This window comes from uncultured Microbulbifer sp. (genome assembly GCF_947498635.1).
In the GTDB taxonomy this organism is placed as follows: domain Bacteria; phylum Pseudomonadota; class Gammaproteobacteria; order Pseudomonadales; family Cellvibrionaceae; genus Microbulbifer; species Microbulbifer echini.
Genome location: NZ_CANMKV010000001.1, coordinates 233,367 through 260,255 on the forward strand (window position 1 = coordinate 233,367; position 26,889 = coordinate 260,255).

Here is a 26,889-nt window from a genome sequence, read left to right on the forward strand (position 1 = left end):
TATGATCAACACCTTGCTTATCTGCGGCGGTGGCGGCAGCGAGCACGAAGTATCCTTGCGCACCGCAGATTTTATCGAAGAGCAGTTGGCCGAATCCGAGGATATTGACCTGATGCGGGTTGAGATGGACGCTAGCGGCTGTCTCACCGATAAGGACGGTCGCGTTTACCATATCTTTTATGATGGTAAGATCCGCGATGAAGCCGGCAGTGCCTGGGATGTGGACTATGTCATCCCCGCAATACACGGATACCCCGGTGAGACCGGTGATCTGCAATCCCAGCTGGAAATGTTCGGCATTCCCTACTTCGGCTCAGCCCCGGAAGCCAGTAAAATCTGTTTTAACAAAATTAAAACAAAAATGTGGCTAAGCGCTCTGGGGATCGATAACACTCCCTACCTATTTCTGCACAGCCTTGAAGCTGAGGAGCTGGATAAGGCCCATGCGGCACTGGAGACGTGGGAAGCAGTGTTTATCAAGGCTTCTAATCAGGGTTCCTCGGTGGGCTGCTTTAAAGTCACTCGTAGAGAGGATCTACACGGTGCTATTGAGGAGGCCTTTACCCTCTCACCCTACGTACTCATTGAGAAAGCCCTGAACGCCCGCGAACTGGAGGTGGCTGTTTACACTTTTGGGGAAGAACTCATAGCCACCCTCCCCGGTGAAGTACGTGCCCCGTCGGATACCTTCTATACTTACAAGGAAAAATATGCCACCGGCAGTCGTGCTGAGACTTTTATTGAGGCCGAAGGTCTGAATAAAGAACAGCAGGCATGGATTCGTGACGTATCGATACGCACATTTAAAGCCCTGAAGCTTAAAGATCTCTCCCGTATCGATTTCTTTCTGACCAATGAAGGAGAGCTCTACTTAAATGAAGTCAACACCTTCCCCGGCATGACGCCTAAATCCATGTTCCCCAAAATGATGGAAAACCATGGCCACAACTTTACCGAATACCTAACCGGCCTTATCCGCTCATCCCAGTCCGATTGACAGCCACGTCTTGATATTTAGTCTTGCCGCTCAATCAGAAAAAATAAAAAGGGGCTTCAGTCCCTTTTTATTATCTTCTTAAAATCGCGAGATTTAATGTAATAACCAATCTTGTTGGCGCCTACGCGAGAATTGACTGCGCAGAAATTCCATCTGGTCCCCGCGAATCCGCTCACTATTGATCAAAGCCAGATACTCCGCCGCATTGGGACAGAAGGGCAGTGCCAATAATTCCATGTCGATCTCCTCAAGGAGATGGTTCCCCTTATGCTGATTGCAGCGCCGACAAGCGGTCACCACATTTTCCCAAGAGTCCATCCCTCCTTTGGATACAGGGATAACATGATCTCGTGTCAGCTCGATCGACTTAAAAATATTGCCGCAATACAGACAGCTATGTATATCCCGAAAAAAAAGCGCCCGGTTTGTCAGCGGAGGCCGGCGACGCGGGCGAGCCATTCGCGAACCACCACAGGCAATGATCGACGCCAGATCCAGGGTGGAGCGCTCACCATATCGGTTAAATCCACCTCGTACCCGCTGTACTATACCGCCCAGAGACCATGTAACCAGATCCCGAACATATAAACAGGAAGCCTCTTGCCAAGTAAGCCAATCTAATGGCTGCCCTGCCAAATTCAGACGTAAGATTCGCGCTTGCATGACCTTACCTCCCCGCAATCAAACAGAAAACCCGGCCCGATGCCATCAAAATTAGAAAAGTGAATGAGAGTAGCGATCGATCAGTGATAATCAGCCCGCCAGGAAAAAGCGAATAGGAAAAAGGGAAATAAAATTGTGTTTGAACCAGAGGATTTGGTGTCAATAAGCCATTAGCGGGAGAAGTGTGGCAACCCGTAAATGATTTGACTAATGAGGAAACAGCAGCGCAGCGACAAGATATTGCCAGGGAATAAACAGGTACTGCTGATGATAGATTGCTGAATGCATCACCCTCCACCGGCCCGAGCAATAGTGGCCGACCTCTTATTATTAAAGCGGATAAATATTACAAATTCCAGATTGTGACACTCTGGCAGCAAGCTTACCGCCAAAAGATAACAGGAATTTCAAAAGGTTAACGGCACACCCTGCGATCACAGCAATGGAAACAGGTGGTAGGAGTATGAGTGGCGGGATTATTAAAACACCGCCCGGGCAATCCGGCCCGGGCGGTGCGTCTCACAGGATGGTGCCCATATCCTTAGGGCGAGCGGCGCAATCCATTTATCCTTTGCCGCAGAGTTGCAGTCCCTTGTGCGTCCCTGCCAGTTAATTATGGACATCAGGCGAGAAAAAAGTAGGGGCAATCTGCTGAATTTTATGTAGGACATATCTCACAAAGTGAAATATTTCTTTAACAATTGAGGGGGAGACCCAATAGGTAGCCTGTGGTACAACAAGGCTCAGTGCAGTGCGCGGCCACTATAAACACCTCTATTTCAAGTTCAATCCAAACAGGGAAAAAGACGTTGAAATATACGCTAATATTTTTGCTTATCTTCAGCGCCGTGGTTTCAGGCGCTTTCGCTGCCGTCGCATCGGGTATCAGCGTACCCTGGCGCCAAATTGTTGGCGGAGCGAAAACCGACGAACAGAAAGTAACCCAGGGCCTAACACCGGCCTCTGGCTACCAGCTGCAACTGTTTGCCGACAACGTGCCCAATGCTCGCTGGCTCGCAATAACCCGCAAGGGGGATCTCCTGGTTTCCCAGCCCAAAGAGGGCCGTATATCCCTGCTGTCCCCCGACCTTAACGGCGATGGGCGCGCCGACAGCCAACGCATGCTCATTGATGATCTGAACCGCCCTCACGGGCTTGCTTTCCACGAGAACTGGCTATATATAGCGGAAAGCGACGCCATTGGAAGGGTGCCCTTCGATCACTCCGATGGCCGTTTGGCTGGGCGTTACGAGCGAATTCTGGAAGACTTGGAGGATAGCGGACACTGGACCAAGACCATCGAAATGGGCCCCGATGGTTGGCTGTACCTAAGTAGTGGCTCCAGTTGTAACGTCTGCATTGAAAAGGATCGCCGCCGCGCCACCATTATGCGCCTGCGCCCCGATGGTAGTGATCTAGAAATACTCGCCACCGGCTTGCGCAACAGCGTCGGGTTTGACTGGTCGCCAAAAGACGGCGGTCTCTACGCCACTGACAATGGTCGCGACTGGTTGGGTGATAACTTGCCACCCGATGAACTCAATTTAATTCAGCCCGAGAAATTCTACGGTTGGCCTTACGCTTATGGCGACCGAATTCCAGATCCGGACTTCATCAATGACGAGAGTCCGACCATCAAAGAGATGATCGCCTCCTCCCTGCCCCCGGTGCATGAGTTCGCCGCCCACAATGCCCCGCTCGGTATCCGCTTTTTGCGCAGCCCGGAGCAGCAAACAGACTATCGCGGCGCCGCTCTGGTAGCGCTGCACGGCTCATGGAACCGAAGCGTCAAGGATGGCTATAAGGTGGTTTCCCTACACTGGGATGAAGGCGGAAATATTACCCAGAGGGATTTCCTATGGGGCTTTCTCAGCCAAGACCGCAAGGAGGTTTCCGGCAGGCCCGTGGCCATTGCCGAGGACGGCCAAGGCATCATTTATATTTCTGATGATTACGCAGGCGCAATCTACCGCTTATCCCCCAGTGATCCACAAAAAACGGTAGCCCCCCGCAAAACCAAGGCCCCGGCCCCGGCCCCGGCCCCGGCCCCGGCCCCGGCCCCGGCCCCAGGCAGGGTACCGAAAAAACCTCCACCTGCGAACGCCGCTGCAGCACAGGAGGGCAGAGCCCTTTACCTAAGCCACAATTGCGCTCAATGTCACCAACAACAAGTACCCTTAAAAGAACTCAATAAGAAATACACACTGCAGACCCTCTCAGACTTTTTTGACACTCCAACACCACCCATGCCCAGGTACGACTTTACTGACGAGCAAAAAAAGGCCCTGGCTCATTACCTACTCGCGCGCGAAGCCTTGCAATAGGCCCTGTCGCGTGCCAATTGACCCTCGCCGCGCCAGCGGCTAAGGTTGCCCCGCAATTACGAGGCAATGCTATGGCGGCGAAGAAAAAATCGGCAACCTTTGAACAGAGCCTGGAGGCCCTGGAAGAATTAGTAGAGCGCCTGGAGGCCGGGGACCTCCCCCTGGAAGAGGCTCTGGCCGACTTTGAGCGCGGAGTTAAACTCACCCGCGAGTGCCAGAAGAAATTGGCCAGTGCCGAGCAAAAAGTCAAACTTCTAATGGAGGAGAACGGCAGTATTCGCGAGCTGCCATTCGATACCGACGACTCCCAGGGCGACGCCTAAGTGAGTACTTTGCCACAGGCCCCCAAACTCCAGAGCTTCCTCAAAGAATCTTCACAGCGTGTAGAAACTCGGCTGCATGAGGCTCTCAGCGAACCCGGCAGCGATGCGGACAAGCTCTTTGAGGCAATGCATTACGCGGCGCTCGGGCCGGGTAAACGCCTGCGCCCAGCGCTCGTTTATGCCTGTGCCGAGATTTTCCATGGGGTCGATTTTAATGCGGCAAGATGCGACTCCAGCGCCGCCGCCGTGGAATGCATCCACGCCTATTCGCTGATACACGACGACCTCCCGGCCATGGATGACGATGACCTGCGCCGGGGCCGGCCCACTTGTCATATCGCCTTCGACGAGGCCTGCGCAATTCTCGCCGGGGATGCTCTGCAAACCCAAGCATTTGAACTGCTGCTGACAGACAGTTCCGAACCCAGCCTAAAGCTACAGCTTCTACAGGAACTCGCCAGCGCCTCCGGCGGCCGGGGGATGGTCGCAGGCCAGGCGATTGATTTAGATTCTGTGGACAAAACACTGTCCCTGGAACAACTGGAGACCATGCACCGCTTGAAGACAGGTGCACTCATACGCGCCAGTGCGCGCATGGGCGCCCTGCTCGGCGGCGCCGATAACGCACAACTGGAAGCTCTTACCCGCTATGCCGAGGCTATTGGTCTGGCCTTCCAAGTTCAGGACGATATTCTCGACATCACCGTAGACACCGCTGTACTGGGCAAGCCACAAGGGGCGGATGCCCTGCTCAACAAGCCCACCTATGTCTCCCTATTGGGCCTCGATGCTGCGAGGGAAAAGTTACGAGGCCTGCATAGCGAGGCCCTAAACGCTCTCGAAACCCTTCCCGGCGATACACGGTTGCTGAAGCAGCTGGCGGATTACATCGTCCAACGCAGCCATTGATTCGAGGCATTCGCCCCGCCATTGGGATGCAATATGCCCCTCACAGGCATACAATCCCCTCACTATTACCATTTGTAGCAATTGAACCGTTTGATGCTCGAAGAAATTCCACGCACACGCCCGCATACGCCACTGCTCGACGCCATCGACGAGCCCGCCCAACTGCGCGCACTCGATGAACGCCAACTGCCCGAACTCGCCAGTCAACTGCGCGAGTACCTGTTGTTCTGCGTCGGCCAAACCGGCGGACACTTTGGCGCCGGCCTCGGTGTAGTGGAGCTGACCATCGCCCTGCACTATATCTACAACACTCCAGAAGACCGCTTGGTCTGGGATGTGGGTCACCAGACCTACCCCCACAAGATCCTCACTGGCCGCCGCGAGCAGATGCTCAGTATGCGTCAGCAGGGCGGCCTGTCCGGTTTCCCCAAGCGCAGTGAGAGCCCCTACGACACCTTCGGTGTGGGCCACTCCAGCACTTCGATTGGCGCCGCTCTGGGTATGGCCCTGGGCTCTCCCGAGGAGCGCAAAGTAGTGGCGGTGATCGGCGACGGCGCCATGACCGCTGGTATGGCCTTTGAGGCCCTCAACCACGCGGCTCACACCGGCCGGGATATGCTGGTTGTGCTCAATGACAACAGTATGTCGATATCAAAGAATGTCGGCGGCCTGGCCACCTATTTCGCCAAAATCCTGGCCAGTAAAACCTACCTCAATATGCGCGAGGGCAGCCGTAAAATACTTTCGGCCATCCCCAAGGCTTGGCAATTGGCGCGGCGCACAGAGGAACACGTCAAGGGCATGATCACCCCGGGCACTTTATTTGAGGAGCTGGGCTTCAATTACGTGGGTCCGCTGGACGGGCATAATATGCACGACCTGGTGCAGACCCTGCGCAACTTGCGCAGCCAACCGGGCCCGCAGCTGCTGCATATAGCCACCACCAAGGGCAAGGGCTTCGGCCCCGCAGAAGCGGACCCCGTGGGCTATCACGCACTGAACAAGCTGGAGCCCAAGAGCAAGGTCCAGGTCGCAGTGCCGGGCAAGAAAAAACTGCCCAAATACCAGGATATCTTCGGCCAGTGGCTGTGCGATACCGCGGCACAGGACGAGCGCTTAATCGGCATTACCCCCGCCATGTGCGAGGGCTCGGGTATGGTAGATTTCTCCCAACGCTTCCCAGAGCGTTTCCACGATGTCGCCATTGCCGAGCAGCACGCCGTCACGCTCGCCGCCGGCCTCGCCTGCGAAGGGCAAAAACCGGTAGTGGCTATTTACTCCACCTTCCTGCAGCGCGGCTACGACCAAATGGTGCACGATGTAGCCATCCAGAACCTGGATGTCACCTTTGCCATCGACCGCGCCGGTCTGGTAGGCGAGGACGGCCCAACCCATGCAGGCAGCTTCGATCTGACCTTTATGCGCTGCCTGCCCTTTCTCGCTATCGCCGCGCCCAGCGATGAGAACGAGTGCCGCCAGCTACTGTATACCGCTTACTGCCACGATGGCCCCGCTGCAGTGCGCTACCCTCGTGGCACGGGTATGGGCACCGCGCTCGAGGAGGAAATGCGCGAATTACCTGTCGGCAAGGGCCGCTTGTTACGCGAGGGCAGCAATGTAGCAATTTTGAATTTTGGCACCATGCTCTCCCCAGCGATGGCCGCAGCTGAGCGCCTCGGTGCCACCGTAGCGGATATGCGCTGGGTAAAGCCACTGGATGAAGCCTTGATTGATGAACTGGCCGATCGCCACCAATTGCTGGTGACGATTGAGGAGAATACTATTGCCGGTGGTGCCGGCAGTGCCGTACTCGAGTATCTCAACGCTTCGGCCAGGACCATGCCCGTACTGCAGTTGGGACTGCCCGACCAGATTATCGAGCACGGTAAACACCAGGATCTGCTCGCCGAAATTGGCCTCGATGCCACAGGTATTGAGGAACAGATCCGCCGACGCCAACAGCTGCTGGGCGGGCACAATTTTATCGACCGCGCCGCCGCAGCCAACTGAGTCAGCGGGCCCGATAACCTCTGGTTAACGGGCTCGCTCAAACATTGAGTTCTGCCAACGAGTACCTGCCACGTACTTTGCATTCGGCAGGTACCACCGGGCTTGCCGCCCACCTATCCATTGGCTTCCGCTTGCTTTGGGGGAAAGATGTCACTACTCAAGAAAGCCCTTATTACTTCGATCAGCCTGATCGCCAGCCTCAACGCTGCCGCCATGGAGCAAAGGGATTTCAAGAGGGCTTTCAGAGCCCTGCCTTCAGAAAATGCCTCAGAACAACTGGTGGCCCTGCAAGACCTGCGCTACCGCTGGATCATGGAGAGCTTCCCCAGCCAAGCCACTTACGAGGGGTATCCCGGCCATAACGATCGCTGGGCGGACAATTCCAGCAAAGGTATACAGCAACGCCAAGAGCAGACACGTCAACTGTTGGGCGCCGCCCGCAATCTCAACGTTGACACATTGCCCAAACAACAACAGCTCGACTACCAGTTGCTGTACCAGGATCTGCTCGGCGAAGTAAAGGGCTTCCAATTCCCCGATCACTTGCAGCCCGTCACCCATATGAGTGGCATCCAGCGCAGTGTGCCTGCCGTTATTAACAGCATGCCCAGACGCACCGTGGCCGATTACGAAGATATTCTGGCACGCCTCGCCAAGCTCCCCGCGCTGGTCACGCAAACACAGGCACTCATGCAACAGGGCATGAGAAAAGGTGTTACCCCGCCGCAGATCACTCTGCGTGACCTGCCCCGACAGATCCGTGCCCTGATCCCCCTAAACCCAGAGCAGAGCCCTCTACTGAAAACCTTTGCGGATATGCCCAAAACTATCCCCAAAGCAAAACAAAAAAGCCTGCGCCAGCGTGCCCTCGGTATCTACCGCGGGCAACTGTTGCCTGCCTGGCGGGGCATGGCCGAATTTGTCGAGAGAGAATATATCCCAGGAGCGCAGAAGAGCATCGCTCTCAGCAGTCGCCCAGATGGCCTGCGCTGGTATGCCCATGCGGTACTGACGAACACCACCACCGACCTGAGCCCGGAGGAAATCCACCGCATCGGTCTCGCCGAGGTGCGGCGTATCCGTGGAGAAATGGATAAAATTATTCAAAAGGCAGGTTTCCAAGGGGACTTTAAAGCCTTTACCGAATTCCTGCGCACAGATGCGCGTTTTTATCACACCAGTCGCGAAGACTTACTGAGGGATTACAGGGATATCGCCAAACGCATCGATGGCGAGTTACCGGCGTTATTCGGCACCCTGCCTAGATTGCCCTATGGCGTGAAGCCCATCCCCAGGTACTCGGAGCAGTCGCAAACAACCGCCTATTACCAACCCGGCTCTAAAGAAGCCGGACGCGCCGGTATTTTCTTTGCCAATACTTACAACCTCCCCAGCAGACCCAAGTGGGAAATGGAAGCCCTGACTGTGCATGAGGCGATGCCTGGCCACCACTTACAGATTGCCCTGGCTCAAGAGCAAGCTGATATTCACCCACTGCGACGCATGACCCTGTATACCGCATTTGTAGAGGGCTGGGGCCTCTATTCCGAGAGCCTCGGGTATGACTTGGGTTTATACAAAGACCCCTACAGCGAGTTTGGTGCACTGACCTACGATATGTGGCGCGCGGTGCGCTTGGTGGTGGACACTGGAATGCATCAACTGGGCTGGAGTCGCGAACAGGCCATTGAGTACTTTATGGATAACAGCGCCAAGCCATTGCACGATGTCACTGTGGAAATTGACCGCTACCTGGTCTGGCCCGGACAAGCTCTGGCCTATAAGCTGGGCCAACTCAAGATTAAAGAGTTGCGGGCGAAAGCCGAGGAAAACCTCGATAGCAATTTTGATATCCGCGGCTTCCACGACGCCCTTCTCGGCGCCGGCGCCCTGCCCCTGAATATTCTTGAAGCTCGCATGGATCGCTGGATTGAAAGTCAGGGCTCTACATCGGCCCGGTCAACCTCGTCTGCAACCCAGCAAGCCTCAGCAGGCTAGGAAAAAAGGCAGGTATTTCCTGCCTTTTTTATTACCGAGCCACTTTCGTTGAAATTCATATAATCCTCTTACCACTCGGAAGATACAGACAGATAAATCGAGCGGGGCTCACCAGGAAAATACCTTTCTCCCACAAAACTGCTGTAGTCCGCTCGTTCTGCATAGGACTTATTCGTAAGGTTCAACAATCTTGCCGAAAGGGCCCAGCGATCAAATTCCCACCGAGTTCGCAAGCTCCATAAATTGTGTCCGGAATATTCATGCTGATTCTGGGGGTCAGTGTAGTAACGCCCCTGTTGCAACCACTCCAGCTCAGCCGTCATCTCCTGCCTCGGTTGCCACTGCAGACGATAGCTACCGAAAACCCTGGGGGCTGAGTCCACCTGATGGCCATCCAATAACACACCCTGCAGCGCTCGCTGATCACGATAACGATGCTCCGCATAACTGGAAGCAATCTCTACTCGCCAATCCTGGGCGAGTGCATAGCCAAGCGCCAATTCCACACCGCGATGTGCGGTTTCTCCGTTGGACTGGTTAAAATATTCCGTATCCCGAAAAATCACATTGCGCTTGCGCATTCCATAAGCCACCAGCTCATAGGAAAAGCGCTCTTTAAAGCCTCGCACCCCCAATTCAATACTACTGATTTGCTCAGAATCCAATTCAGCAACCGTCTGCTCTCTCTGTAAACGGTAAAGCTCTGTCGCTTGGGGAATACGATACCCCCAAGCTATATTTGAAAAAAGCTGTATGTTGGCACTGAGTTGAAAAGTAGCCCCCAATTTTGGCGACCAATTATGGAAACGGTCTTTACGGTCTTCCGGTCGGCTAAACCTGCAACCGTCAAAGCCGCAGGGAGTACCATCCTCAGCAGTACGGCCCGACAACATTTTATTGTTGTAGTCATATTGCACCGACTCAAAACGTATTCCGCCGTAAAGTGTCAAAATATCGCTAACACGCCAAGTCATTAAGGTGAAAGGAGAGACGCTGTAAGTATCAACTTGATAGTCGTAGTGTTTTCCGACTGGAATAGTCGCCTGTAAAAAGTCTGACCCCTCTGTAAGCCTCTGCTGAATTTCCCGTAAATAACCATGGGTAAACTCCGCGTCGAGCCCCATTACCACCTCCAAGTCGTCTCCCCCGACAAAAAGGTAACGGCTCAGCAGACCGGCACTCTCCTGGCCATTTTCTTCCAGCGCCTGCCCCGGTAGATAGTGCTGTAAAAAACGCATATCTGTTTTTCTTAGATAAGGCGTCAATAACAGCTGTCGCCCATTGCCCAGTTCGATATCAAACTTGGAGTAAAGTCGTATCGCAGAGGCATCGCGAAATGCTTCGGGGTTTGGGTTTTCCCTGCTGAGTTGCTGGTCCCGATATGAATACGAGCCTTCGATATACCCTGCGGTTTCCTGGTTTAAATTGGTGACTGCCAGGCGAGTGCGAATGTCTGCTCGCCCCATTGTCACCAGATGCTGGAGACTGAGCTTTTGCTGATCGTATCCAGATTGGTGCCGGTAACCACCATCCGATGCCAGGGAAAGATCTGCACGGACATCCCCCCTTTCAGAAATCGCAGTTCCTACTGAAATATTGGTTCGGTAGTAATCGTGTGGGCCGGTTTCAAAACCTAAAGTGCCGCTGAGGCCTGAAGTATTTCTGCCAATTTCTGGGCTAATAATATTTACTACACCGTGAATAGCGTTGGAACCATGCAGGGTACCTGCCGGCCCCCGAATAACTTCCACTCGCTGGGCCATTTCACTGTGGGATTCAAACAATTCATTAATGTTACAGAAGCCATTTGCCCGCAGGGGGATGCCATCCTCCATGGTCAGCACACTGCCACAGGCTCCGGCGCCCGACAGCACTGGCGAGCGCAATGCAGGCAAATATTCCTGGCCATTGCCCCTTGCCACATTGGCACCAGGAATCCTGACCAGACTCTGCTGGATATGGTTGTGATTAACCAGCTGCAGTACCTGCTCATCAATCAATGAGAGACTATCCGGATAGCGCTGTATTTGCCTCTCAAAATGGCTGGCCGTTACTACTAACGTTTCAACATGCTCTGGACCAGCCAGAATAGTCTGGCTTATTGCCAACAAAATTAGTCCCAGGCTCTTAGGTTTTTTAAACATGCTTCCAGCTTATTCTTCCTTTTACATTAACCAACAATACAGGACCGTGAGTTTGTTTTCTCGCGCTGACCTAAATCCGCTCAAGCCTCCAAGTTAATCCTAGATTGCCAACATAAGTGGCAGACTGCTATTCCCCGACCTAACCTCCTGAAGGACAGTGCAGTAAGCACTTCTTCAATAAAAAATTACGCCTTAAAGAGGAAAAAAATGGCCTGGTTCTACCTGTTAATAGCTGGTATCTGTGAAATTGGTTGGGTAGTTGGCCTGAAAATATCCCAGGAAGCACCCACCCGCGTATTAGGTGTTGTGTTGGCGGCTGTATTTATTAGCCTTAGCGGCTATCTACTATGGCTCGCACAGCGGGAAATTCCTATTGGCGTCTCTTATGCTGTCTGGACCAGTATCGGTGCCGCCGGTGCCTTTCTGGTGGGGCTTATTTTCTTCGGTGAGACCGCCAGTCTCGGCCGGTATCTCGGCGTATTGTTAATTATTGCCGGTGTTGTCACATTAAAACTTGCCGGCTAGCCTTCTGTCCTTCGTTGAGGGCAGCTGTGGCTGCCCTCAATACGTAGAGTCATAACACTTACAGGCCTAAAAGGCCTGTAACCTGGATCGCCACAATATCAATTTTCCCCAGGATATTTACGAAGACGCGCTTGGTTTTGAACAGAGCGATACAATTGTGAAAGCGCTCGATCACCAGCACGTTTCTGCGCCAATGTATGGCTATTTCGGCAGAGCTCTCGTTGCAGCTTTTGCCAATTTTGTAAGCGTCGCTCTTCCATAGAGCCATTTGCTATTGCCTTTTGGACGGCACAGCCCGGCTCTGACTGATGCTGACAGTCGGAAAAACGGCACTCCCTGGCAAGCTCATCCAGATCTGCAAACGTCTGCGCCAGACCACCTTCAACATGTACCAATCCGAATTCCCGCATACCAGGGCTATCGAGTAGCAACGCCCCCCAACTGAGAGGGTGGAGAGAGCGCTTCCGTGTCGTGTGGCGGCCCTTACTATCGGCTTCGCGAATTTCCCCGGTCTCGGCCAGGGGCTCTCCAGACAGCGTATTGAGCAACGTGGACTTGCCCACTCCCGACGAGCCCAACAGCGCGATGGTCTCCCCCGGCAGACACCACAGGCGCAGCTGCACCACGCTGTCTTTATCGAGACTATTCACTACCGCGACCGGTAATTCGCCGAACGGGCGCAATGCTTGGAGGAAGAGACTGTGATCTTCACACAAGTCAGCCTTACTCAATATCAAGTGGGGACGACAACCGGACTCCTTTGCCAGGGCCAGGTAGCGCTCAATGCGAGACAGGTTAAAGTCCTCATTCATGGAGGAAACAATAAAAACGCTATCCACATTGGCGGCAATCATTTGCACCTGCTGACCTCCGGGGGCCATTCGTTCAAACTGGCTGCTGCGATTCAGCATACGCACAAAGTGAGCGGTTTCCCGCTGCAACAACAGCCAGTCGCCCACCGTAGGCATGTTCAAGGCCACGTTAGCGGTTAATGGCAGGGACACTATTCCTTGCTCACCCGCCAATTCCAACCGGTTGCGGTGCACCGCCATGACCCTCAGTGGAAGCGTTTGCTCCAGCTCTTCGAACGACAACTGCTGTAAAAAGAATGGCTTCCAGCCGAGTTTTTCTAGTGGAGAGACCTCGCGCGTGCGCTCATTAGAGAGGCCTGCAGATTGGATGCCGTGCCTGCTGACAGAACGACGGAAAAAGTGTGATTTACTCACGATTGAAACCCTCTGGGCGCAAGAATGCACCTAGCGACCACCAATATGCGGTCAACAGAGCTTTCTTCAGGGAAAGCCCGACGTTTTGGAGTCTATCGCCGGGCGAAGCAGCTCGAGGCTACTACGGGACCCGGCGGAGGGTTGTAACAATCATCAATCATCCTCCGCGGTAAAATGAAATTCTGGACCCGGCCAAAAGCGCTGGCGGGTTAAGGGCAAATTAGCACTGCTTGGGTATCGGGGCAAGTCGATGGCTTCAGAAGAGTTCCCCCGCCACAAAAAGTAAAGCCGGCAAAAGCCGGCCTTCGAATCCGATTACAGCGAGTGCATCACCTTTCTCGACCCACAGTAACCTGATCAGTTGAGTATAGATCCGGCTTTTCCTTTCGCCATCTCCCTTACTCGTGAAATATCTTCTCCCGCAGGTATTTCCACCAAATGACGCTTTTATAACGGTTTTATGACAACCCTAATCTCTCGACCCGCGGCCTCAACCTCCATGGGGTGGGAGGTCACCACTGCATGACTGCGCTTCAATGCTTGCTGAGAGAAACGCAAAAGCCATTTCCAAGCTTACAAAGCACATAACAACAAACGGAAAAAACCATGCCAATCGCAAAATTCACAGAACCCGGTACAAGGATGGGGCTGATTCTGGGTACGTTTTTCTGCTCCATTCATTTACCCGCCTGGGCCTCAGACACGCCAGATCCCACAGCGGTCAATATTCCCGGTAACCTACAAAGCCAACTGGGTTGCGATGGGGACTGGCAGCCGGACTGCGCGGCCACCATGCTCCGTTATGACAGTGACGACGACAAGTGGCAGGGCCGCTTTTTAATGCCCGCTGGCAATTGGGAATATAAAGCGGCCCTCAACCGTCGCTGGGACGAAAACTACGGTCAGGGCGGGCACAGCAACGGTGCCAATATTCCACTCAATCTAGACGAGGCCCGCGAGGTCAAGTTTATCTACGACCACGAAAGCCACTGGATCACCGATAACACCAACAGTGTGATTGCAACCCTAGCTGGCAATTTCCAATCTCTGCTGGGTTGTCCGGAAAACTGGCAGCCGAATTGCCTGCGCACTTGGATGCAGGACGCCGACGGTGATGGCACCTACACCTTTGTCACCTCCGCGCTACCCGCTGGCAACTACGAGTTCAAAGTGGCCCTGCACGAGGGTTGGGACGAGAGCTATGGCAATGATGGGGACAATGTCAGCTTTTCCGTGGCGGCAGACCATGACGAAATCTACTTTGCTTTTGACTCCACCAGTAAAGCGATAACCGTCAGCAGCGACGGCTTTGCCAAAGGTGATCTCAGCCGCGATAAAGCCCACTGGGTAGATGCCACCAGCTTCGCCTGGGATATTCAGCTTGAGGAGGGCGGCACTGTCAAATTGCACTACAGCCCGAGTGCCGAATTAAAGTTGGAAGATGGCGATGTCCTCTCAGAGGGCGCCATCGATCTCATTGCTCTCACCGCCCTACCCGACAGCACCCAGCAAAAATTCCCACACCTGGCCGCCTTCAGTGCCTGGCAACTGCCCGAGCAGGCTTCCCTGAATGATCTGGTAATCCAGCAGCTTGCCCTCGCCGCTTACGATACCGATGGCAAGTTACTCGACGCCTCCGGTGTCCAAATGGCCGGTGCCCTGGACGATCGCTTTTACTACGACGGTGATCTGGGTGCCCGTGTTGGCGAAGACCATATCCAGCTCGATCTCTGGGCCCCCACCGCGCGCTCGGTAAAACTGCATCTCTTCACCGACCCATCAAGCGAAACCGCCGATCGGGTTGTCTCCATGCAGCGCGACGAATCTAGCGGCGTTTGGACTGCCGATATCAACAAGCATTGGGACCGGGGCTTTTACCTCTATGAGGTAGAGGTTTACTCCTATTTCAGCCGCCAGATTGAAGCCAACCTGGTAACCGACCCCTATTCCCTCAGCCTCTCGATCAACAGCGGCAAGAGCCAGATCGTCAACCTGGACGACCGCGACCTGAAACCGCGTGGCTGGGATCGCCTGCGCAAACCCAAGCTGGCCCAACCGGAAGATATCAGCATCTACGAACTGCATGTGCGCGACTTCAGTATTGCGGACAGCACTGTGCCCGAAGCAGAGCGCGGTACCTTTAAGGCCTTCACACGATACTACAGCGACGGCATGCGCCATCTGCGTAAACTGTCCCGTGCGGGCCTCACCCATATCCATCTCTTGCCGGCCTTCGACTTTGCCACCGTGAATGAAGACCGGGCGCAACAACAGCAAACCCCAGATCTTTCCATCTACGCCCCAGATAGCAGCGAGCAACAGGCCCAAGTGGACGCGGTGCGCGATACTGACGGCTTTAACTGGGGTTACGACCCGTTGCACTACACCGTTCCCGAAGGCAGTTACAGCACGGCCCCCGATGGCATTGCGCGCATTCACGAGTTCCGCCAGATGGTACAGGGGCTCTCCCACTCCGGCCTGCGCCTGGTAATGGACGTGGTGTATAACCACACCAGTGCCTACGGCCAGTACGACAACTCCGTACTCGACAAGATTGTCCCTGGCTATTACCACCGCCGGAGTGTGAATGGCGATGTGGAAATGAGCAGCTGTTGTGCCAACACCGCCAGCGAACACGGGATGATGGAAAAGCTGATGATCGACTCCCTTGTCACCTGGGCCCGGGCCTACAAGGTGGACAGCTTCCGCTTCGATCTGATGGGGCACCACAGCCTCGCGAATATTCTCAAGGCCCAGGCGGCACTGCAGTCGCTTACCCCTGAAGCCGATGGTATCGATGGCAACGCCATTTATCTTTATGGCGAGGGCTGGAACTTCGGCGAAGTGGCCGATGATGCCCGTTTTGTGCAGGCCCGCCAAACCAATATGGCCGGCAGTGGTGTGGGTACCTTTAACGATCGCCTGCGGGACTCAGTGCGCGGTGGCAATCCCTTCGGCGGCTTTGAGGAGCAGGGTTTTGCTACCGGCTTGTTCACCGACAGCAACGGCAAGTTCGAGGGTAATGACGAGCGCGCCACCCTGCTGACCCTGGCAGATAAAGTCCGAGTTTCCCTGGCCGGTAACCTGGCGGATTACCCTTTTGAAGATGCCAGCGGCAATATCATCACAGGCAGCGAGCTGATCTACAACGGCCAGCCCACCGGCTATACCGCCGACCCGCAGGAGTCCATCAACTATATCGCCGCCCACGATAATGAGACGCTATTCGACGGCATCCAAATTAAGGCCAGCGATAACGCCAGCTTACGCGAACGAGTGCGTATACAAGCCTTCAGTAACGCTCTAGTGCTCTTCGCCCAGGGAGTGCCTTTTATCCACGCCGGCCAGGATTTCTTGCGTTCCAAGTCGATGGATCGCGACAGCTACAACTCCGGTGACTGGTTTAACGCCCTGGATTTCAACCTCGCTACCGATAACTGGGGCGCGGGCCTGCCGATCGCGGATAAAAACGAGGACGCCTGGCCCCTGATGCAGCCTCTACTGGCAAACCCGGAACTGGCACCCAAGCGTCGCCACCGTTGGTGGAGTGCCGCCCTGTTCCGCGAGCAACTGGCCATCCGCAACAGCTCGCCCCTCTTCCGCCTGCCGGAGGCCGAATTGGTAGAAGCGCACCTCAACTTCCTCAATACGGGGCCCGACCAGGTGCCGGGACTGATTGTGATGGAACTATCCGATCAGGACGGCAGCATTGATCCACGCTTTAAGCGTGTGGTGGTGCTGTTTAATGGGGATGATGAAACGGTAGAATTTTCCAGTGAAAACCTGCGTGGCAAATACTTACACAAGCACCCACGCCAGCGCCGCTCTATCGATCCGCGCCAGTACTGGGTGAAGTTCGATCGCGATAACGGTCGCTTTACCCTGCCCGGCCGCACGACCGCGGTATTCGTACAATTCCGTCGCAGAGATTAATTTTAGAGATTAATTTTGCGGAAATTAAAAAGGCCGGATAACTCCGGCCTTTTTATTGAGGAGATAAAAAAGAGAGTTACTTTTCTTCTCCCCCTCCCTCTCCTTCGCCTTCATCCCCATTCTCAAACAGGTGTCCAAGTTTCCCCTTCTTGGTGGATAGGTACTTGGCATTGTGAGGGTTGCGCCCGGACTGGTGCGGCAGACGCTCGAAAACCTCGATACCCAAATCCTGCAACGCTTTCACCTTACGCGGATTATTGGTCATCAGGCGAATCGCATGAATACCCAGATGCTCAATCATCGCTTTCAGAATCGAGTAGTCCCGCATATCGGCTCCAAAGCCGAGCTGCTCATTGGCTTCCACCGTATCCGCACCGCAGTCCTGCAAATGGTAGGCACGAATCTTATTCAATAAGCCAATACCACGACCTTCCTGACGCAGATAAAAAATCGCACCGCGTCCCTCCATGGCAATACGATGCATCGCGTGTTGAAGCTGGGCTCCGCAGTCGCAACGCAGGGAGAAAAGCGCATCACCGGTCAGGCACTCGGAGTGAATGCGGGCCAGCAGAGGTTCATCGGTATCGAAGTCCCCCATAGTGAGCACCACGTGCTCCTTACCGGTCTCCACTTCTTCAAAACCGTGCATCTCAAACATTCCCCAAGAGGTGGGCAGCTTTGAGGATTCCACATAACGAATGGTCAACTTAAAACCTCTTCAAGTCAGTTGCGGGCGCGCAGTATCAGCACACCACTCTGCTGTTGCATATCTACCCGGCCGAGAAAACTGTTTCCCAGAAGTACCACTTGGGGAAAGTTATCCGTGTGCACGGTAGCTTCTACATTGTGCAATTTAATGCCACCGATGGTGACACTGCTGAGATTGATCAAATAAGCACTGGTCATACCGCTTGCCGTCGACACCGGTATACGTTTGGCACCGCTGAGATTTAAACCGAGACGTTGGGCGGTAGGGTAATTGATCGCCAGGGTGCTCGCCCCCGTATCCACCATCACCCCAACCCGCATACCATTGATCCAGGCTTCGGTATTAAAGTGGCCGCGACGATCCCCCATCAAACGCACCTCGGCGCGCTCGGCCTGGGCATAACTGGCCGCGATCGGCGCATCAAGTGTCAGTTTTTGCTCTCGCCCATTCACACGAATGCGGGCGTAGCTAGTGGTCGCCTCAAGGAGACTCACCCCTTCCGGTGATTTTTTCCCCGGTTTGAGAATGTGCTGCCGGCCGTCAATCTCCAACATGGCACTATCGCCAAACAGGCCCTTCAGCTGTACCTGCTGGGCATTAGCTGCGCAGGAAATCAGTACACCTAACAAAAGCCAAAATGCCTTTCGCATCGATAATCCCTATCTGCTAAGCACCCATAAACCACGCAGTGATTTGCAACACCAAGCCCGCGTAAACAGCCGCCAGTATATCGTCCAGCATAATTCCGACGCCACCTTGAACACGCCGATCCGCCCAACCAATCGGCGGGGGCTTGGCGATATCGAACAGGCGAAATAGTACAAAACCATACAGGGCCCAACCCCAGCCTACCGGAGCTAGAAACATGGTCAGCCAATAGCCCACCATTTCATCCCAGACAATTCCCCCGTGGTCGTGCACCCCCAGTTTGCGCGCGGCCGTGCCGCACAGGTAACAACCCAGCAGGCCCGTCACCACAAGGATTCCCAGGTACCAAAGCGGGGGGAGATCCTTCATCAGCCACCAGAAGGGAATCGCGACCAGGGTACCAAAGGTGCCCGGCGCCTTGGGCGCCAAACCCGAACCAAAGCCAAATGCCAGCATCAGAGAGGGATCGCGCAAAAGCTGGGAGAAACTTGGGTTTTTTATGCTCATCGTTTTATTTCCGGCTCTTCCCGGCCAATGCCACTTAAAAGTGCTTATATCCCGTGGAGGATACCTGCCAGGGATTGCCATTATGCCAACAGCGCACCCCGGCATCGCCCTCGGTGAGGGTACCGATCGCAAATATCTCCAGGTCCAGCTTGTTTAATTTCGCTACCTGCTGTTGGGGCACAGTGAAACACAGCTGATAATCATCGCCACCAGCCGCCGCCCGTTCCAGGGCCTCCTTTCCGGCGAGTGCCTGTGCCAGGGGAGCAACGGCCAGCTGCTCCAGATAAACATCGGCACTGACACCACTGGACACGCAGATATGCCCCAGATCCGCCAGTAGACCATCGGATATATCCAAGGCGCTACTGGCTAACCCGGAAATGGCCGAGGCCAAGGCAAACTGGGGCTCTGGAAAAAAGTAGGCCGCTTCGGCCTGGCGCTGTGTCTCAGGATCTACCCGCTGCTCTCCCAGAATCACCGGCAGGGCAGCGGCGGCGGCGCCGAGGGGGCCACTGATATAGACATGATCACCTGGGGAGGCGCCGTCCCGGCGCAGAGGCATTTCCGTGTGTCCGATCACCTGAAGTGTGATCGATAAGGGACCTGCGGTCGTATCGCCCCCCACCAGGGAAACACCAAACTGCGCGGCAGTCTGCAGTAAGCCATCGGCAAACTGGCGCAGCCACTGCGCATCACTGCGGGGCAGGGTCAATGCCAAAGTGAACCACAGAGGGCGGGCATTCATGGCGGCCAAATCGCTGAGGTTTACCCGCAGCGCGCGCGCGGCGATCGCCGCGGGGTCCGCATCCTCAGGAAAGTGCCGGCCCGCCACCAGGGTGTCCATGGAGGTGGCCAGCTGGCCCGAGGCAGGTGCTTGTAAAAGCGCGCAATCATCGCCAATTCCCAACACAACGCCCTCGCCCTGTGCGGCACTGGCGAAATAATCGCGGATAATTTCAAACTCGCCCGGCGCAGTTCCCATAGCGTTGACTTCAGGATTTCTTGTCAGCGGTCACTTCCGAAGAACGTAGGTCTGCGGCGGTTTTATCCAGAATACCGTTGATATACTTGAAGGCATCGGTAGGACCAAATTTCTTCGCCAGGGCCACCGCTTCGTTGATCACTACTTTGTAGGGTACATCGATACGGCTTTTTAGTTCGTAGGTTGCCATGCGCAGCAGAGCACGGGATACCGGGTCCAGGTCTTCCACTTTGCGATCCAGGTGACTGGAGTAAGCGCCTTCCACTTCGTCGAGATTCTTGGCGACCCCGTGGAAAATATCGCGAAAATAGGCCACGTCGGCTTTGCTCATATCGTTGTCGGCGTGGAACTCGGCCTCAATGGCATTGAGACTGGCGCCAGCCATTTGCCATTGGTAGAGCGCCTGCATGGCGTAGTGGCGCGCCTTGCGGCGAGCGGATGCAGTTACGGTCATTATCTTTTCCGGTAAATACTTCTCAGAGTGGGCAGTGCCGGCATCATTGGCCGGCGCTGTGGCAATTAAATTTTGCCGAGCAGTGAAACCATTTCCAGTGCGGTTTCGGCGGCTTCACAGCCTTTGTTGCCAGCCTTGGTGCCGGAGCGCTCAATGGCCTGTTCAATGGAGTCCACGGTGAGTACACCGAAGGTCACCGGGATTCCCGTGTTGAGGGAAACCTGGGCCAGGCCTTTCGTACATTCACCGGCCACATATTCAAAGTGCGGGGTTCCGCCGCGAATCACCGCGCCCAGGGCGATAATCGCATCGAATTTCTTGCTCTCAGCCAGCTTCTGCGCGGCCAGCGGGAATTCGAAAGCACCCGGTGCGTAGTAGATGGTGATGTCCTCATCCTTGATCCCCTTGCGGCGCAAAGTATCGAGGGCGCCATCTTTCAGGCTCTCCACTACAAAGCTATTCCAACGGCTCACCAGCAGTGCGTACTTGCCAGTGCTGCCGACAAAATCCCCTTCAATTACTTGAATATTGCTCATAATTATTAATCCGTATTTTTCCCAATCCCGCGCAGCGACGAAAGTGCCGGGGCATTGCTGTACTGTTACTCTTCGACGTTCAGGTATTCTTCCACTTCCAGCTCAAAGCCGGAAATAGCGCTGAACTTAAACGGCGCACTCATCAAGCGCATCTTGCGCACTTTGAGATCGCGCAATATCTGCGAGCCGGTTCCCACTTGCTTGTATACCAAGTCCTGGCTCGGGCGCTGCTGCTTACCGCTGATCAGCCAGTCGATACTCTCTTCGATTTCCTCGGTCGTCTCGTTGTGACAAATCAACACCACCACACCCTTGCCCTCTTTCTCGATGCGCTGCATCGCGCGGCGGAAAGTCCAGGGGATAAATTTCTCATCACCGCGCTGAATCGTGAGTACATCGCGCAGAGTGTTGCCCACATGTACACGCACCAGAGTTGGCTCCTCTGGCGTGGGCTCTCCCTTGATAAAGGCGAAGTGGCGCTCACGACGCGCCTTGTCGAGGTAGGTAAGCAGCTTGAATTCACCGAATTCGGTACGCACTTTGCGCTCATTCACGCACTCGACGGTCTTTTCGTGTAGAGCGCGGTAGGTGATCAGATCGGCGATGGTGCCGATCTTGAGGTTGTGCTCCTTGGCAAACTGCTCCAAATCCGGGCGGCGCGCCATGGTGCCGTCTTCATTCATGATCTCAACGATCACCGCCGCCGCCTCGAAACCCGCCAGGCGGGACAGGTCACAACCCGCTTCCGTATGCCCGGCGCGACTCAGAACACCGCCGGGTTGCGCCATAATCGGAAAAATATGTCCGGGTTGTACGATATCGCTGGCCTTGGCATTTCTGGCAACCGCAGCGCGCACAGTGCGGGCGCGATCTGCAGCAGAAATACCCGTGGTCACGCCTTCGGCGGCTTCGATGGAAACGGTAAAGTTGGTGCTGAACTGGGCACCGTTATCCCGCGACATAAGCGGCAGGTCCAGTTGCTCGCAACGCTCGCGGGACATAGGCATACAGATTAAGCCGCGGGCGTGGGTGGCCATAAAGTTGATGTCTTCGGCGCGCACCTGCTCCGCCGCCATCACCAGGTCACCCTCGTTTTCGCGATCCTCGTCGTCCATCAGGATCACCATCTTGCCCTGGCGGATATCGTCGATCAGTTCTTCAACCGTATTTAGTTCCATTGTTAACTCTGGATAAATTTATCAATTGCAAATTGAGTGGCTTTCCCTGCAGTGACACTCACCCGCCCTCACTGGCGCGGCATGCCGGGATGGGGCCAGCTAGCGCTTGTAAAACCCGTTTTGGGCAAGAAATTCTAGGGTCATACCCTGGCTACTGGATTGCGCAGCCTCCTCACCGAGGAGCAGACGCTCTAAATAGCGCGCAATCAAGTCCACTTCCAAATTGACCCGGGTGCCGGCCGAGTAAGCCTGCATAATGGTTTCCTGCAGGGTATGCGGCACTATGGTGAGTTCAAACTCAGCGCCATCCACCGCATTCACCGTGAGGCTGGTGCCGTCGACGGTAATCGATCCCTTGTGGGCAATATAGCGGGCCAGGTTATCCGGCGCACGCAGTCGAAAACGCTCGGCGCGGGCCTCAGATTTGCGCCACACCACCTCGCCAATGCCATCCACATGGCCGCTGACAATATGGCCACCAAGGCGGGTTTGCGGTGTGAGGGCTTTTTCCAGATTGACCCGATCGCCTTTTTTCCAGCGGCCTACACTGGTCACATCCAGTGTTTCCGCAGAGACATCTGCCCAGTAACCATCGCCGGGCAGGCCCACAACAGTGAGACAGACACCATTGTTGGCGATGCTGTCACCCAGCTGTACATCGGCAAGATCCAGCTTGCCGCTCCTGACCCGCACCCGCAGATCACCACCCTGGGGTTTCAGCTCAGCAATCTCGCCAACGGCTTCAATAATTCCGGTAAACATCAGCGCTCGATATCCGTGGTTGCGGTAATGCGCCAGTCGTGTCCGACCGCGCGCATATCGGTAATCGTTATCGGCAGAATCGAGCCCATGCGCTCGATCGGCAATTCAAACAGCGGGCGTGCAGTGCTGCCGAGCAGCTTGGGGGCGAGGTAGACAATCAGCTCGTCTACATGCCCCCGGTACAGGAACTCACCGGAGAGCGTCGCGCCGCTTTCAATCAACACCTCGTTACATTGGCGCCGCGCCAGCTCTTTTAGCAGAGCCAACAGATCAACCCGGCCCTCTTTGTCCTGGGGCAAAACGACCACTTCGGCACCGGCCTGCTCAATACGCGCGCGACGCTCAGTATCGGCGCGCTCGGTGGTGCACACCAGTGTGGGGGCATCCCCCTGCAAAATAAAGGCTCTCGCCGGTGTACGCAGCTCGCTGTCGACAATTACCCGCAGGGGCTGCACTTCCGCCGCCTGCTCAGCTTCGAGCAGCTCCAATGCCATCTCATCGGCGCGCACATTCAGGTTCGGGTTGTCGGCACGCACTGTCTCGACCCCGGTCACGATTGCGCAGCTGCGCGCACGCAGGCGCTGCACATCGGCGCGCGCAGCGGGGCCGGACACCCACTTGGATTCCCCGCTAGCCATGGCGGTGCGACCGTCCAGGCTCATCGCGGACTTGCTGCGCACCAGGGGTAAACCCAGCGTCATGCGCTTGATAAAACCGGGGTTGAGGGCACGGCAGCGCTCTTCGAGCACCGGCCCTTCCACTTCAATGCCCGCATCGCGCAATTTCTGCAGGCCACTGCCAGCAACTTCGGGATTTGGATCTTCCATGCCGTAGACCACCCGGGCAACCCCGGCCTTTACCAGCGTCTCGGCGCAGGGCCCGGTGCGGCCGGTATGGCTGCAGGGTTCAAGGGTCACATACACCGTGGCTCCGCGAGCCCGCTCAGCGGCGACACGCAGAGCTTCGATTTCAGCGTGAGCTTCACCTGCGCGCTTATGCCAGCCCTCGGCAACGAGATTGCCTTCACCATCGATGATCACACAACCTACCCGGGGATTGGGCATGGTGGTATAGAGTCCGCGCTCCGCCAGCTGAATAGCGCGGCCCATAAGTGCCCGGGCACTCTCTACAGCAGATTGAGTCATTGCGTTTGGTTTTCCTTACTGGTCAGGCGTTCAATCTCTTCACTGAACTCGCTGACATCTTCAAAGCGCCGATATACAGAGGCAAAACGCACATAGGCCACCTGATCCAGCTCACGCAACTGCTCCATGACCAACTCACCGATAGCCCTTGCGGGCAACTCACGCTCACCGGTTGCGCGCAGGGCGTGCTTGATCTGGGAGACTGCGGATTCCACCCGCTCAATACTGACCGGGCGTTTTTCTACTGCGCGCTGGATACCCGCACGTAACTTGTCTTCATTGAAGGGTTCGCGCTGGCCATTTTGCTTGATGACTCTGGGCAACAGCAGTTCGGCAGTTTCAAAGGTGGTAAAGCGCTCATGGCATTCGAGGCACTCGCGCCGGCGGCGCACCTGATCGCCCTCGGCCACCAGGCGGGAATCAACTACTTTGGTTTCTTCTGCGCTGCAGAAAGGACAGTGCATGTGGGATCGTCCCCAGGGGAGTGGAAAATGGCCCGCAGTTTACCACAGCCGCTGCACCCTGTGACTGCACAGCGCACTGCGCCGGTGCAGCGCCCGACTACAGCCATAAAAAAAGCGGCTCGCCGAGCCGCTTTTCTTTACAAGGCCGATCAGGCCTTCTTGTACACCGGGAACTGTGCACAGATTTCCAACACCTTCTGCTTCACATCGGCGATGGTCGCCGCTACATCGCCACCTTCCAGTGCGTCCAGAATATCGCAGATCCAGTGCGTCAGTTGCTGGGTTTCCTTTACACCAAAACCGCGCGTGGTAATGGCCGGAGTACCGACACGCAGGCCGCTAGTGATAAAGGGCGAGCGCGGGTCATTGGGCACCGCGTTCTTGTTTACGGTGATATTGGCATTACCCAGAGCTTCATCGGCGTCTTTACCGGTGTACTCTTTACCAATCAGGTCAACCAGCATCAGGTGGTCATCCGTACCGCCGGACACAATGTTAATACCGCGATCGAGGAAGGTCTCTGCCATTGCGCGGGCATTTTCTACGACCTTCTTCTGATAAGCCTTGTATTCCGGGGTCATGGCCTCTTTGAAGGAAACCGCTTTTGCCGCAATGACGTGCATCAGGGGGCCGCCCTGGCCACCGGGGAATACGGCTGAATTCAGCTTCTTCTCGATGTCTTCGTTGGCGCGGGCCAGGATAATGCCGCCGCGCGGTCCGCGCAGGGTTTTGTGGGTTGTGGAAGTCACCACATCTGCGTGCGCAATTGGCGAGGGGTATTCACCGGTAGCAACCAAGCCGGCCACGTGCGCCATATCCACAAACAGGTAGGCACCCACTTTATCGGCGATCTCGCGGAAGCGAGCCCAATCCATGACTCGGCTGTAAGCGGAGAAACCGGCCACAATCATTTTCGGCTTGTGTTCCAGAGCCAGACGCTCCACCTCTTCGTAATCCACCTCGCCGGTTTCCGGGTTCAAACCGTACTGCACCGCGTTGTAGATTTTGCCGGAGAAGTTGACGCGGGCACCGTGGGTCAGGTGACCACCGTGGGCCAGGCTCATCCCTAACACTGTGTCGCCGGGAGCACACAGGGCCTGGTATACCGCGGAGTTGGCCTGAGAGCCGGAGTGCGGCTGCACATTGGCGTAGTCGGCACCAAACAGCGCCTTGGCACGCTCAATCGCCAGGGTTTCCACCTTATCCACATACTCACAGCCACCGTAGTAACGCTTCCCTGGGTAGCCCTCTGCATATTTATTGGTGAGGCTGCTGCCCTGGGCTTCCATGACTTGCGGGCTGGTGTAATTCTCGGAGGCGATCAACTCAATATGGTCTTCCTGGCGAGAATCTTCTTCGCAGATAGCTTCCCAGATTTCGGGGTCGTAAGAAGCGAGCGTGACAGATGAATCAAACATGGTGTTCCCTCGGTAATGCGGGCTGAGTAGAGACTTGTGAACTCGAAACCACTGTGCTCAGGCCTTGCAACTTGGCCTCAGGCGCCAACAGGTCGCACTGGCTACTCAAACAATCCTGAGCATTTTAGAAAGGCGCGCATTGTACACCAAGGCCCGAGGGATTGCGCAAAAACGCAAACGCAGCCCAATGGCCGCGCTTAGAAAAAATGACTGTCTTAAAAACGAACAACCAAAGAGCCCGACCAATAGTCCACGTCAGACTCAATAAAGGTGTATTCCGTCTCGAACAAAACCCGCTCGGTCAGCTTAAATCCGGCACCAATGCCCGCAGACGCACCGCTATCCGAGTATTCGCCAAAGTGATCAATCTCCAGCTCTTCACGGAGGTAACCAAGGCGACCCTTGAGATAAATATCACCCTCGGAACGGTAAGTTGCATAAATCGCCTGGGTCGCCAGAGAGTAATTCTCTGCGCCCCAGTAGTGGTAATTGAACTCACCTTCGACTACAGAATTAGTGAATTCTGTTTCCAGGCCCCAACCGGAATTCCAGCTATACCCCGCACGAATGCCGGCATTGAGGGGGCTATCATCCCCGCTGACATCGGTGTTCATTACACCAAAAACAGCTCCGACATAGGCGCCTTCTGCCTGAACAGCCGTGGAACATGCTAAAACCACAACGGCAACCAAGGATCTAATACCAAAACCCATCACCTTCCCCTTACTTATGAAGATATATAAAGGCGGCGGATTATAGATTCCAATGAGATGTATGCAAGTGCTCACTTACATGGATAGAGAACGACTGAAACCGTGCGCTAAAAGAGCTGCAAGGAGCAGCCTTACAAGCTGGAAAGGACGGGGGAAGCACAGCCTCCTCCGATTGAAGAGAAGGCCCAGCCCCTCGGGTAAGGCTTATGTATTGACCACGGATTGCTGACCACAGAGACACTAAACAAAAATTCAGTACCGAGCGTGAATCCCTCGGTCTTCTTGCCCAAACAAACGGAACACTGGGTCAGATACACGACT

Annotated in this window: 23 protein-coding genes; 8 read left to right on the plus strand and 15 right to left on the minus strand. The window is 55.3% G+C overall.

What is annotated here, in order from left to right:
- The first annotated feature begins 1 nt into the window (after window position 1).
- Entirely contained in the window at window positions 2–997 is a 996-nt protein-coding gene (locus tag Q1A69_RS01035) for a D-alanine--D-alanine ligase (protein WP_299579742.1), read from the plus strand.
- 93 nt (window positions 998–1,090) lie between these two features.
- Here Q1A69_RS01035 and Q1A69_RS01040 read toward each other — a convergent pair whose 3' ends face one another.
- Window positions 1,091–1,660 carry an HNH endonuclease gene (locus Q1A69_RS01040; protein WP_299579745.1) on the minus strand — a complete coding sequence of 190 codons (570 nt, stop codon included), beginning with the start codon at window positions 1,658–1,660 and terminating at the stop codon, window positions 1,091–1,093.
- Between the two features lie 809 nt (window positions 1,661–2,469).
- Here Q1A69_RS01040 and Q1A69_RS01045 point away from each other — a divergent pair.
- The 5 genes from Q1A69_RS01045 to Q1A69_RS01065 all read left to right on the plus strand — a co-directional run bounded on the left by Q1A69_RS01045 (window position 2,470) and on the right by Q1A69_RS01065 (window position 9,224).
- Window positions 2,470–3,984, plus strand: coding sequence for a PQQ-dependent sugar dehydrogenase (locus Q1A69_RS01045; RefSeq protein ID WP_299579748.1), 1,515 nt, complete (start codon window positions 2,470–2,472; stop codon window positions 3,982–3,984).
- Between the two features lie 71 nt (window positions 3,985–4,055).
- Window positions 4,056–4,307, plus strand: coding sequence for an exodeoxyribonuclease VII small subunit (locus Q1A69_RS01050; RefSeq protein WP_299579751.1), 252 nt, complete (start codon window positions 4,056–4,058; stop codon window positions 4,305–4,307).
- A complete protein-coding gene (gene ispA / locus Q1A69_RS01055; protein ID WP_299579754.1) occupies window positions 4,308–5,216 on the plus strand; it encodes a (2E,6E)-farnesyl diphosphate synthase in 909 nt (302 codons plus the stop codon).
- Between the two features lie 93 nt (window positions 5,217–5,309).
- Entirely contained in the window at window positions 5,310–7,226 is a 1,917-nt protein-coding gene (gene dxs / locus Q1A69_RS01060; RefSeq protein WP_299579757.1) for a 1-deoxy-D-xylulose-5-phosphate synthase, read from the plus strand.
- A gap of 147 nt (window positions 7,227–7,373) precedes the next feature.
- Window positions 7,374–9,224, plus strand: a complete 1,851-nt coding sequence (locus tag Q1A69_RS01065; RefSeq protein WP_299579760.1) for a DUF885 family protein — start codon at window positions 7,374–7,376, stop codon at window positions 9,222–9,224.
- A gap of 68 nt (window positions 9,225–9,292) precedes the next feature.
- Here the strand turns inward: Q1A69_RS01065 and Q1A69_RS01070 are convergent, their stop codons facing one another.
- The gene (locus tag Q1A69_RS01070; RefSeq protein WP_299579763.1) at window positions 9,293–11,368 is read right to left on the minus strand and encodes a TonB-dependent receptor; all 2,076 of its coding nucleotides are present in this window, start codon (window positions 11,366–11,368) and stop codon (window positions 9,293–9,295) included.
- A 207-nt stretch (window positions 11,369–11,575) separates the two neighbouring features.
- Between Q1A69_RS01070 and Q1A69_RS01075 the strand changes: the two genes are divergently transcribed.
- Window positions 11,576–11,893 carry a multidrug efflux SMR transporter gene (locus Q1A69_RS01075; RefSeq protein ID WP_299579766.1) on the plus strand — a complete coding sequence of 106 codons (318 nt, stop codon included), beginning with the start codon at window positions 11,576–11,578 and terminating at the stop codon, window positions 11,891–11,893.
- Window positions 11,894–11,991: 98 nt separating this feature from the next.
- On the opposite strand, the gene rsgA is transcribed toward Q1A69_RS01075, so the two are convergent.
- Window positions 11,992–13,119, minus strand: a complete 1,128-nt coding sequence (rsgA, locus tag Q1A69_RS01080) for a ribosome small subunit-dependent GTPase A (RefSeq protein WP_299579769.1) — start codon at window positions 13,117–13,119, stop codon at window positions 11,992–11,994.
- Window positions 13,120–13,725: 606 nt separating this feature from the next.
- Between rsgA and pulA the strand changes: the two genes are divergently transcribed.
- The gene (gene pulA, locus Q1A69_RS01085; RefSeq protein WP_299579772.1) at window positions 13,726–17,052 is read left to right on the plus strand and encodes a pullulanase-type alpha-1,6-glucosidase; all 3,327 of its coding nucleotides are present in this window, start codon (window positions 13,726–13,728) and stop codon (window positions 17,050–17,052) included.
- A 76-nt stretch (window positions 17,053–17,128) separates the two neighbouring features.
- On the opposite strand, the gene ribA is transcribed toward pulA, so the two are convergent.
- The 12 genes from ribA to Q1A69_RS01145 form a co-directional block, all read right to left on the minus strand.
- Entirely contained in the window at window positions 17,129–17,758 is a 630-nt protein-coding gene (gene ribA, locus Q1A69_RS01090; RefSeq protein ID WP_299579775.1) for a GTP cyclohydrolase II, read from the minus strand.
- 17 nt (window positions 17,759–17,775) lie between these two features.
- Window positions 17,776–18,411, minus strand: a complete 636-nt coding sequence (locus tag Q1A69_RS01095) for a TIGR02281 family clan AA aspartic protease (RefSeq protein ID WP_299579778.1) — start codon at window positions 18,409–18,411, stop codon at window positions 17,776–17,778.
- A 16-nt stretch (window positions 18,412–18,427) separates the two neighbouring features.
- Window positions 18,428–18,916, minus strand: coding sequence for a phosphatidylglycerophosphatase A (locus tag Q1A69_RS01100; protein ID WP_299579781.1), 489 nt, complete (start codon window positions 18,914–18,916; stop codon window positions 18,428–18,430).
- A gap of 34 nt (window positions 18,917–18,950) precedes the next feature.
- On the minus strand, window positions 18,951–19,898 hold the full coding sequence (gene thiL / locus Q1A69_RS01105) for a thiamine-phosphate kinase (protein WP_299579784.1): 948 nt from the start codon (window positions 19,896–19,898) through the stop codon (window positions 18,951–18,953).
- A gap of 10 nt (window positions 19,899–19,908) precedes the next feature.
- Window positions 19,909–20,352: a transcription antitermination factor NusB gene (nusB, locus tag Q1A69_RS01110; protein WP_299579787.1), complete on the minus strand. Its 444-nt coding sequence runs from the start codon at window positions 20,350–20,352 to the stop codon at window positions 19,909–19,911.
- A 65-nt stretch (window positions 20,353–20,417) separates the two neighbouring features.
- On the minus strand, window positions 20,418–20,888 hold the full coding sequence (gene ribE, locus Q1A69_RS01115; protein ID WP_299579790.1) for a 6,7-dimethyl-8-ribityllumazine synthase: 471 nt from the start codon (window positions 20,886–20,888) through the stop codon (window positions 20,418–20,420).
- A gap of 65 nt (window positions 20,889–20,953) precedes the next feature.
- Complete coding sequence (gene ribBA, locus Q1A69_RS01120) at window positions 20,954–22,066, minus strand: bifunctional 3,4-dihydroxy-2-butanone-4-phosphate synthase/GTP cyclohydrolase II (protein WP_299579793.1); 1,113 nt, start codon at window positions 22,064–22,066, stop codon at window positions 20,954–20,956.
- Window positions 22,067–22,165: 99 nt separating this feature from the next.
- Entirely contained in the window at window positions 22,166–22,828 is a 663-nt protein-coding gene (locus tag Q1A69_RS01125) for a riboflavin synthase (protein ID WP_299579796.1), read from the minus strand.
- Entirely contained in the window at window positions 22,828–23,973 is a 1,146-nt protein-coding gene (gene ribD, locus Q1A69_RS01130) for a bifunctional diaminohydroxyphosphoribosylaminopyrimidine deaminase/5-amino-6-(5-phosphoribosylamino)uracil reductase RibD (RefSeq protein ID WP_299579799.1), read from the minus strand. Before ribD ends, Q1A69_RS01125 begins: the two co-directional genes overlap by 1 nt.
- Window positions 23,970–24,437, minus strand: coding sequence for a transcriptional regulator NrdR (nrdR, locus tag Q1A69_RS01135; protein ID WP_299579802.1), 468 nt, complete (start codon window positions 24,435–24,437; stop codon window positions 23,970–23,972). Before nrdR ends, ribD begins: the two co-directional genes overlap by 4 nt.
- Window positions 24,438–24,586: 149 nt before the next feature.
- Window positions 24,587–25,855, minus strand: coding sequence for a serine hydroxymethyltransferase (gene glyA / locus Q1A69_RS01140; protein WP_299579805.1), 1,269 nt, complete (start codon window positions 25,853–25,855; stop codon window positions 24,587–24,589).
- Between the two features lie 215 nt (window positions 25,856–26,070).
- The gene (locus tag Q1A69_RS01145) at window positions 26,071–26,568 is read right to left on the minus strand and encodes a porin family protein (RefSeq protein ID WP_299579808.1); all 498 of its coding nucleotides are present in this window, start codon (window positions 26,566–26,568) and stop codon (window positions 26,071–26,073) included.
- Window positions 26,569–26,889 lie beyond the last annotated feature (321 nt).

Coding starts and splice junctions, on each gene's coding strand:
- Q1A69_RS01035 (WP_299579742.1), top strand. CDS start 2: ATGATCAACACCTTGCTTATCTGCGGCGGTGGCGGCAGCGAGCACGAA.
- Q1A69_RS01040 (WP_299579745.1), bottom strand. CDS start 1,660: ATGCAAGCGCGAATCTTACGTCTGAATTTGGCAGGGCAGCCATTAGAT.
- Q1A69_RS01050 (WP_299579751.1), top strand. CDS start 4,056: ATGGCGGCGAAGAAAAAATCGGCAACCTTTGAACAGAGCCTGGAGGCC.
- dxs (WP_299579757.1), top strand. CDS start 5,310: ATGCTCGAAGAAATTCCACGCACACGCCCGCATACGCCACTGCTCGAC.
- Q1A69_RS01065 (WP_299579760.1), top strand. CDS start 7,374: ATGTCACTACTCAAGAAAGCCCTTATTACTTCGATCAGCCTGATCGCC.
- Q1A69_RS01070 (WP_299579763.1), bottom strand. CDS start 11,368: ATGTTTAAAAAACCTAAGAGCCTGGGACTAATTTTGTTGGCAATAAGC.
- Q1A69_RS01075 (WP_299579766.1), top strand. CDS start 11,576: ATGGCCTGGTTCTACCTGTTAATAGCTGGTATCTGTGAAATTGGTTGG.
- pulA (WP_299579772.1), top strand. CDS start 13,726: ATGCCAATCGCAAAATTCACAGAACCCGGTACAAGGATGGGGCTGATT.
- Q1A69_RS01095 (WP_299579778.1), bottom strand. CDS start 18,411: ATGCGAAAGGCATTTTGGCTTTTGTTAGGTGTACTGATTTCCTGCGCA.
- Q1A69_RS01100 (WP_299579781.1), bottom strand. CDS start 18,916: ATGAGCATAAAAAACCCAAGTTTCTCCCAGCTTTTGCGCGATCCCTCT.
- thiL (WP_299579784.1), bottom strand. CDS start 19,898: ATGGGAACTGCGCCGGGCGAGTTTGAAATTATCCGCGATTATTTCGCC.
- nusB (WP_299579787.1), bottom strand. CDS start 20,352: ATGACCGTAACTGCATCCGCTCGCCGCAAGGCGCGCCACTACGCCATG.
- ribE (WP_299579790.1), bottom strand. CDS start 20,888: ATGAGCAATATTCAAGTAATTGAAGGGGATTTTGTCGGCAGCACTGGC.
- ribBA (WP_299579793.1), bottom strand. CDS start 22,066: ATGGAACTAAATACGGTTGAAGAACTGATCGACGATATCCGCCAGGGC.
- Q1A69_RS01125 (WP_299579796.1), bottom strand. CDS start 22,828: ATGTTTACCGGAATTATTGAAGCCGTTGGCGAGATTGCTGAGCTGAAA.
- ribD (WP_299579799.1), bottom strand. CDS start 23,973: ATGACTCAATCTGCTGTAGAGAGTGCCCGGGCACTTATGGGCCGCGCT.
- nrdR (WP_299579802.1), bottom strand. CDS start 24,437: ATGCACTGTCCTTTCTGCAGCGCAGAAGAAACCAAAGTAGTTGATTCC.
- glyA (WP_299579805.1), bottom strand. CDS start 25,855: ATGTTTGATTCATCTGTCACGCTCGCTTCTTACGACCCCGAAATCTGG.
- Q1A69_RS01145 (WP_299579808.1), bottom strand. CDS start 26,568: ATGGGTTTTGGTATTAGATCCTTGGTTGCCGTTGTGGTTTTAGCATGT.